This window comes from Rhodovulum sp., from assembly GCF_011048875.1.
GTDB classification, from domain to species: Bacteria; Pseudomonadota; Alphaproteobacteria; order Rhodobacterales; family Rhodobacteraceae; genus Rhodovulum; species Rhodovulum tesquicola.
The window spans coordinates 1-5,069 of sequence record NZ_DSDD01000413.1 but is presented as its reverse complement, the minus strand read 5'-3'; the positions used below and the strand labels follow the sequence as shown (position 1 = coordinate 5,069).

At 64.7% G+C, this 5,069-nt stretch carries 10 protein-coding genes; all 10 read left to right on the top strand.

Translation table 11 applies throughout. The features are described 5' to 3' along the window. Nucleotides 1-79 (top strand): hypothetical protein (locus ENN83_RS17030; protein WP_088217411.1); only part of this gene is annotated, 79 nt, incomplete at its 5' end. A gap of 55 nt (nucleotides 80-134) precedes the next feature. Then, a complete protein-coding gene (gene rpsJ, locus ENN83_RS14250; RefSeq protein WP_132696069.1) occupies nucleotides 135-443 on the top strand; it encodes a 30S ribosomal protein S10 in 309 nt (102 codons plus the stop codon). A gap of 13 nt (nucleotides 444-456) precedes the next feature. Next, nucleotides 457-1,188, top strand: a complete 732-nt coding sequence (rplC, locus tag ENN83_RS14245) for a 50S ribosomal protein L3 (RefSeq protein ID WP_287188026.1) — start codon at nucleotides 457-459, stop codon at nucleotides 1,186-1,188. After that, nucleotides 1,185-1,805 carry a 50S ribosomal protein L4 gene (gene rplD, locus ENN83_RS14240; protein WP_132696071.1) on the top strand — a complete coding sequence of 207 codons (621 nt, stop codon included), beginning with the start codon at nucleotides 1,185-1,187 and terminating at the stop codon, nucleotides 1,803-1,805. Before rplC ends, rplD begins: the two co-directional genes overlap by 4 nt. After that, the gene (locus ENN83_RS14235; RefSeq protein ID WP_287188023.1) at nucleotides 1,802-2,098 is read left to right on the top strand and encodes a 50S ribosomal protein L23; all 297 of its coding nucleotides are present in this window, start codon (nucleotides 1,802-1,804) and stop codon (nucleotides 2,096-2,098) included. The genes rplD and ENN83_RS14235 overlap by 4 nt, the downstream gene beginning before the upstream one ends. A 119-nt stretch (nucleotides 2,099-2,217) precedes the next feature. Continuing rightward, a complete protein-coding gene (gene rplB, locus ENN83_RS14230; RefSeq protein WP_287188020.1) occupies nucleotides 2,218-3,057 on the top strand; it encodes a 50S ribosomal protein L2 in 840 nt (279 codons plus the stop codon). 3 nt (nucleotides 3,058-3,060) lie between these two features. Continuing rightward, nucleotides 3,061-3,339, top strand: coding sequence for a 30S ribosomal protein S19 (rpsS, locus tag ENN83_RS14225; RefSeq protein ID WP_132696074.1), 279 nt, complete (start codon nucleotides 3,061-3,063; stop codon nucleotides 3,337-3,339). Between the two features lie 5 nt (nucleotides 3,340-3,344). After that, a complete protein-coding gene (rplV, locus tag ENN83_RS14220; RefSeq protein WP_287188017.1) occupies nucleotides 3,345-3,725 on the top strand; it encodes a 50S ribosomal protein L22 in 381 nt (126 codons plus the stop codon). After that, nucleotides 3,725-4,438 (top strand): 30S ribosomal protein S3, encoded by a 714-nt coding sequence (gene rpsC, locus ENN83_RS14215; RefSeq protein ID WP_287188015.1) that lies wholly within the window; start codon nucleotides 3,725-3,727, stop codon nucleotides 4,436-4,438. Before rplV ends, rpsC begins: the two co-directional genes overlap by 1 nt. 11 nt (nucleotides 4,439-4,449) lie before the next feature. Next, the gene (rplP, locus tag ENN83_RS14210) at nucleotides 4,450-4,863 is read left to right on the top strand and encodes a 50S ribosomal protein L16 (RefSeq protein WP_287188013.1); all 414 of its coding nucleotides are present in this window, start codon (nucleotides 4,450-4,452) and stop codon (nucleotides 4,861-4,863) included. Nucleotides 4,864-5,069 lie beyond the last annotated feature (206 nt).

Below are 5,069 nucleotides of genomic sequence, written 5' to 3'. Positions count from 1 at the left end.
GGAGGAGAAACTCCGCTTCGCCATCCGCGAGGGCGGCCGCACCGTCGGCGCCGGCGTCGTCTCCAAGATCATCGAGTAACCGAAATCACGGCCGGGCCGGCAAAAGCCGGCCCATCAGCCCGAGGGCAAGAAACATGCAAAGTCAGAATATCCGCATTCGGCTGAAGGCCTTCGATTACCGCGTTCTGGATGCCAGCACCGCGGAGATCGTGAACACGGCCAAACGGACCGGCGCGCAGGTGCGCGGCCCGATCCCGCTGCCGAACAAGATCGAGAAGTTCACCGTTCTGCGCGGCCCGCATATCGACAAGAAGTCGCGCGACCAGTGGGAAATTCGCACGCACAAGCGGCTTCTCGACATCATCGACCCGACGCCCCAGACCGTGGACGCGCTCATGAAGCTCGATCTCGCGGCCGGTGTGGACGTCGAGATCAAGGTTTGAGGAGGGCACCCGGATGCGCTCTGGAGTGATCGCAAAGAAGCTGGGCATGACCCGGCTGTTCATGGAAGACGGGCGGCAGGTGCCGGTCACCGTCCTGCAGCTCGACGGCTGCCAGGTCGTCGCGCAGCGTACGACCGAGAAGGATGGCTATACGGCCGTTCAACTCGGCTCGGGCAACGCCAAGGCCAAGCGGGTGACGGCGCCGATGCGCGGTCATTTCGCCGCGGCCAATGTCGCGCCCAAGCGCAAGCTTGCCGAGTTCCGGGTGGCCCCCGAGAACCTGATCGCCGTCGGTGAGGAGATCACCGCCGATCACTATTTAGAGGGCCAGTTCGTGGACGTGTCGGGCATCTCGATCGGCAAGGGTTTTGCCGGTGCGATGAAGCGGCACAATTTCGGCGGGCTGCGTGCCTCGCACGGTGTGTCGATCAGCCACCGCAGCCACGGCTCGACCGGGCAGTGCCAGGAACCCGGCCGCGTGTTCAAGGGCAAGAAGATGGCCGGCCACATGGGCGCAGCCCGCGTGACCACGCAGAACCTGCAGGTCGTGCGCACCGATGCCGACCGGGGCCTGATCATGGTCAAGGGCGCGGTGCCGGGTGCCAAGGGCGGCTGGGTCACGATCAAGGACGCGGTCAAGAAGCCCGCGCCCGAGAACCTTGTTCTGCCCGCCGCGCTGAAATCGGCCAATGCTGCGGCCGCCGCGCCCGCCGAGGCCGCGCCCGCCGAAGGGGGTGAGCAATGAAACTCGACGTGATCAAACTGGATGGCGCCAAGGTCGGCACCGTGGAGCTCGGCGACGAGATTTTCGGGCTGGAACCGCGCGCCGACATCCTGCATCGCGTGGTGCGCTGGCAGCGCAACAAGGCGCAGGCCGGCACCCACAAGGTCAAGACCCGGTCCGAGACCAGCTACTCGACCAAGAAGATCTATCGCCAGAAGGGCACCGGTGGCGCACGCCACGGCGACCGGAACGCGCCGATCTTCCGCAAGGGTGGCGTCTACAAGGGCCCGACGCCGCGCAGCCACGCCCATGACCTGCCCAAGAAGTTCCGGGCGCTGGGTCTGAAGCACGCGCTGTCGGCCAAGGCGAAGGCGGGCGAGCTGGTGGTGCTGGATTCGGCCGAAATGGCCGCGCCCAGGACTGCCGAACTGGCCAAGTCGCTGAAGTCGCTGGGCTGGAAGCGTGTCCTGATCATCGACGGCGCGCAGGTGAACGAGAACTTTGCCATGGCCGCGCGCAACATCGAGGGGATCGACGTGCTGCCCTCGATGGGCGCCAATGTATATGACATCCTCCGCCGCGACACGCTGGTGTTGACCAAGGCGGGTGTCGAAGCTCTGGAGGCTCGACTGAAATGAGCGCGAAGGCAGAACATTATGACGTGATCCGCAAGCCGATCATCACCGAAAAGGCGACCATGGCCTCCGAGGCCAACGCGGTTGTCTTCGAGGTGGCGATCGACGCCAACAAACCCGCGATCAAGGGGGCCGTCGAGAGCCTTTTTGGCGTCAAGGTGAAGGCGGTCAACACGACGATCACCAAGGGCAAGACCAAGCGGTTCAGGGGCATCCTCGGGCGCCGCAAGGACGTCAAGAAGGCCTATGTGACGCTCGAAGAGGGCAACACCATCGACGTTACCACCGGGCTTTGATATACGAGCCCGACTCAGCGGCCCCGGGGCATCCGGGGTCTGCTGCATTCAAGACCGGGGCATCTTTGCCCCAGACGGAAACGGGACCTTTGGTCCGAAGCTGACGGAAGACAGAAAGCATGGCACTCAAGTCGTACAAGCCGACGACGCCGGGCCAGCGTGGGCTGGTGCTGATCGACCGTTCGGAGCTTTGGAAAGGTCGCCCGGTCAAGGCTCTCACCGAGGGGCTGACCAAGAAGGGCGGCCGGAACAATACCGGACGGATCACGATGCGCCGCCGCGGCGGCGGGGCGAAACGCCTCTACCGGATCGTTGATTTCAAGCGGACCAAGTTCGACATGGCCGCAACGGTGGCCCGGATCGAATATGACCCGAACCGCACCGCCTTCATCGCGCTGATCCAGTACGAGGATGGCGAGCAGGCCTATATCCTGGCACCGCAGCGTTTGGGCGTGGGCGACAAGGTGATCGCCTCGACCAAGGCTGACGTGAAGCCCGGCAACGCAATGCCCTTCACCGGCATGCCGATCGGCACGATCGTCCACAATATCGAGCTGAAGCCCGGCAAGGGCGGCCAGATCGCGCGCGCCGCGGGCACCTATGCCCAGTTCGTCGGCCGCGATGGCGGCTATGCCCAGCTGCGCCTGTCTTCGGGCGAGCTGCGGATGGTGCGCCAGGAATGCATGGCGACCGTCGGCGCGGTCTCGAACCCTGACAACTCGAACCAGAACCTCGGCAAGGCCGGGCGCAACCGGCATCTGGGCAAGCGTCCCTCGGTCCGCGGCGTCGTGATGAACCCGATCGACCACCCCCATGGCGGCGGCGAAGGCCGCACCTCGGGCGGCCGTCACCCGGTCACCCCCTGGGGCAAGCCGACCAAGGGCGCCAAGACCCGCCGCAACAAGGCGACGGACAAGTACATCCTCCGCTCTCGTCACGCGCGCAAGAAGGGTCGCTAAGCCATGACACGTTCCGTTTGGAAAGGCCCCTTCGTCGACTCCTATGTCCTGAAGAAGGCCGAGAAAGCCCGCGAATCCGGCCGCAACGAGGTCATCAAGATCTGGTCGCGCCGCTCCACCATCCTGCCCCAGTTCGTCGGGCTGACCTTCGGCGTCTACAATGGCCAGAAGCATATTCCGGTCAACGTGACCGAGGATATGATCGGCCAGAAGTTCGGGGAATACTCGCCGACGCGCACCTATTACGGGCACGCGGCCGACAAAAAAGCGAAGAAGAGGTAGTCGCCATGGGCAAGGACAAGAACCCCCGCCGCGTGGCCGAGAACGAGGCGATGGCCAAGGCGCGCATGCTGCGCACCTCGCCGCAGAAGCTCAACCTCGTCGCCGCGATGATCCGCGGCAAGAAGGTGGAGCGTGCGCTGGCCGATCTGACCTTCTCGAAGAAGCGGATCGCCGAGGACGTGAAGAAATGCCTTCAGTCCGCGATCGCCAATGCCGAGAACAACCACAACCTCGATGTGGACGAACTGATCGTGGCCGAGGCCTATGTCGGCAAGAACCTGACGCTGAAACGCGGCCAGCCGCGCGCCCGTGGCCGGTTCGGCAAGATCGTCAAGCCGTTCTCGGAACTCACCATCAAGGTCCGCCAGGTCGAGGAGCAAGTCTGATGGGTCACAAGGTCAATCCGATCGGCATGCGCCTCCAGGTGAACCGCACGTGGGACAGCCGCTGGTATGCCGACACCAGGGAATACGGCAACCTGCTGCTGGAAGACCTGGCCATGCGCGACTTCATCCGTGAAGAGTGCAAGCAGGCCGGCGTCAGCCGCGTCATCATCGAGCGCCCGCACAAGAAATGCCGGGTGACGATCCACACCGCGCGTCCCGGCGTGATCATCGGCAAGAAGGGCGCCGATATCGAAGGGCTGCGCAAGAAGCTGGCCAACATGACGGCGAGCGAGTTGCACCTCAACATCGTCGAGGTGCGCAAGCCCGAACTTGACGCCCAGCTGGTGGCCGAATCCATCGCCCAGCAACTGGAGCGCCGGGTCAGCTTCCGCCGCGCGATGAAACGCTCGGTGCAGAATGTCATGCGCATGGGCGCCCTCGGCATCCGGGTCAACGTCGCGGGCCGCCTTGGCGGTGCCGAGATCGCGCGGACCGAATGGTATCGCGAGGGCCGGGTGCCGCTGCACACGCTGCGTGCCGACATCGACTATGCCCTGGCCGAGGCGTCCACGCCCTACGGCATCATCGGCATCAAGGTCTGGATCTTCAAGGGCGAGATCATGGAGCATGATCCCTCCGCCCGCGATCGCCGCCAGGCCGAGCTGCAGGAAGGTGGCGCCCCGTCGCGTCCGCGCCGCGAGCGCGAGCGCTAAGGAGAGAAGAGATGCTGCAACCAAAGCGCACGAAATTCCGCAAGATGCACAAGGGCCGGATCCACGGCCAGGCCAAGGGCGGGTTCAACCTCAATTTCGGCTCGTTCGGGCTGAAGGCGACCGAGCCCGAGCGCGTCACCGCGCGCCAGATCGAGGCCGCCCGCCGGGCCATGACGCGCCACATGAAGCGTCAGGGCCGGGTCTGGATCCGCATTTTCCCCGACACTCCCGTCTCGTCGAAACCGACCGAGGTGCGGATGGGTAAAGGGAAAGGCTCCGTCGATTTCTGGGCGGCCAAGGTCAAGCCCGGCCGGATCATGTTCGAGATCGACGGCGTGTCCGAAGCGGTCGCCCACGAGGCCTTGCGCCTCGCGGCGATGAAGCTGCCGATCAAGACCCGGATCGTGCATCGCGAGGACTGGTAAGCCCAGGGCGAGCGGGGTGACCCCTGCCCGACGAAATCGACCCCCGCCACGTGCCGCGGCGGGGGTCATTTTTTGTTTCGATTCAGCTAGAGTTGTTTCCGATCAAGTTGAAGCATATCCTGCGTGCCGGAGATAGCGGGCGCATTCCTTCGGGTTGAAGGTGGTCAGTGCGGATGCGATGGCGCTGCAGAGGCTGTCAGCGCATC

Bases quoted from the DNA above. Each gene is read 5' to 3' on its own strand.
- rpsC (WP_287188015.1), top strand. From the start codon at position 3,725: ATGGGTCACAAGGTCAATCCGATCGGCATGCGCCTCCAGGTGAACCGC.
- rplB (WP_287188020.1), top strand. From the start codon at position 2,218: ATGGCACTCAAGTCGTACAAGCCGACGACGCCGGGCCAGCGTGGGCTG.
- rplV (WP_287188017.1), top strand. From the start codon at position 3,345: ATGGGCAAGGACAAGAACCCCCGCCGCGTGGCCGAGAACGAGGCGATG.
- rpsS (WP_132696074.1), top strand. From the start codon at position 3,061: ATGACACGTTCCGTTTGGAAAGGCCCCTTCGTCGACTCCTATGTCCTG.
- ENN83_RS14235 (WP_287188023.1), top strand. From the start codon at position 1,802: ATGAGCGCGAAGGCAGAACATTATGACGTGATCCGCAAGCCGATCATC.
- rplP (WP_287188013.1), top strand. From the start codon at position 4,450: ATGCTGCAACCAAAGCGCACGAAATTCCGCAAGATGCACAAGGGCCGG.
- rpsJ (WP_132696069.1), top strand. From the start codon at position 135: ATGCAAAGTCAGAATATCCGCATTCGGCTGAAGGCCTTCGATTACCGC.
- rplC (WP_287188026.1), top strand. From the start codon at position 457: ATGCGCTCTGGAGTGATCGCAAAGAAGCTGGGCATGACCCGGCTGTTC.
- rplD (WP_132696071.1), top strand. From the start codon at position 1,185: ATGAAACTCGACGTGATCAAACTGGATGGCGCCAAGGTCGGCACCGTG.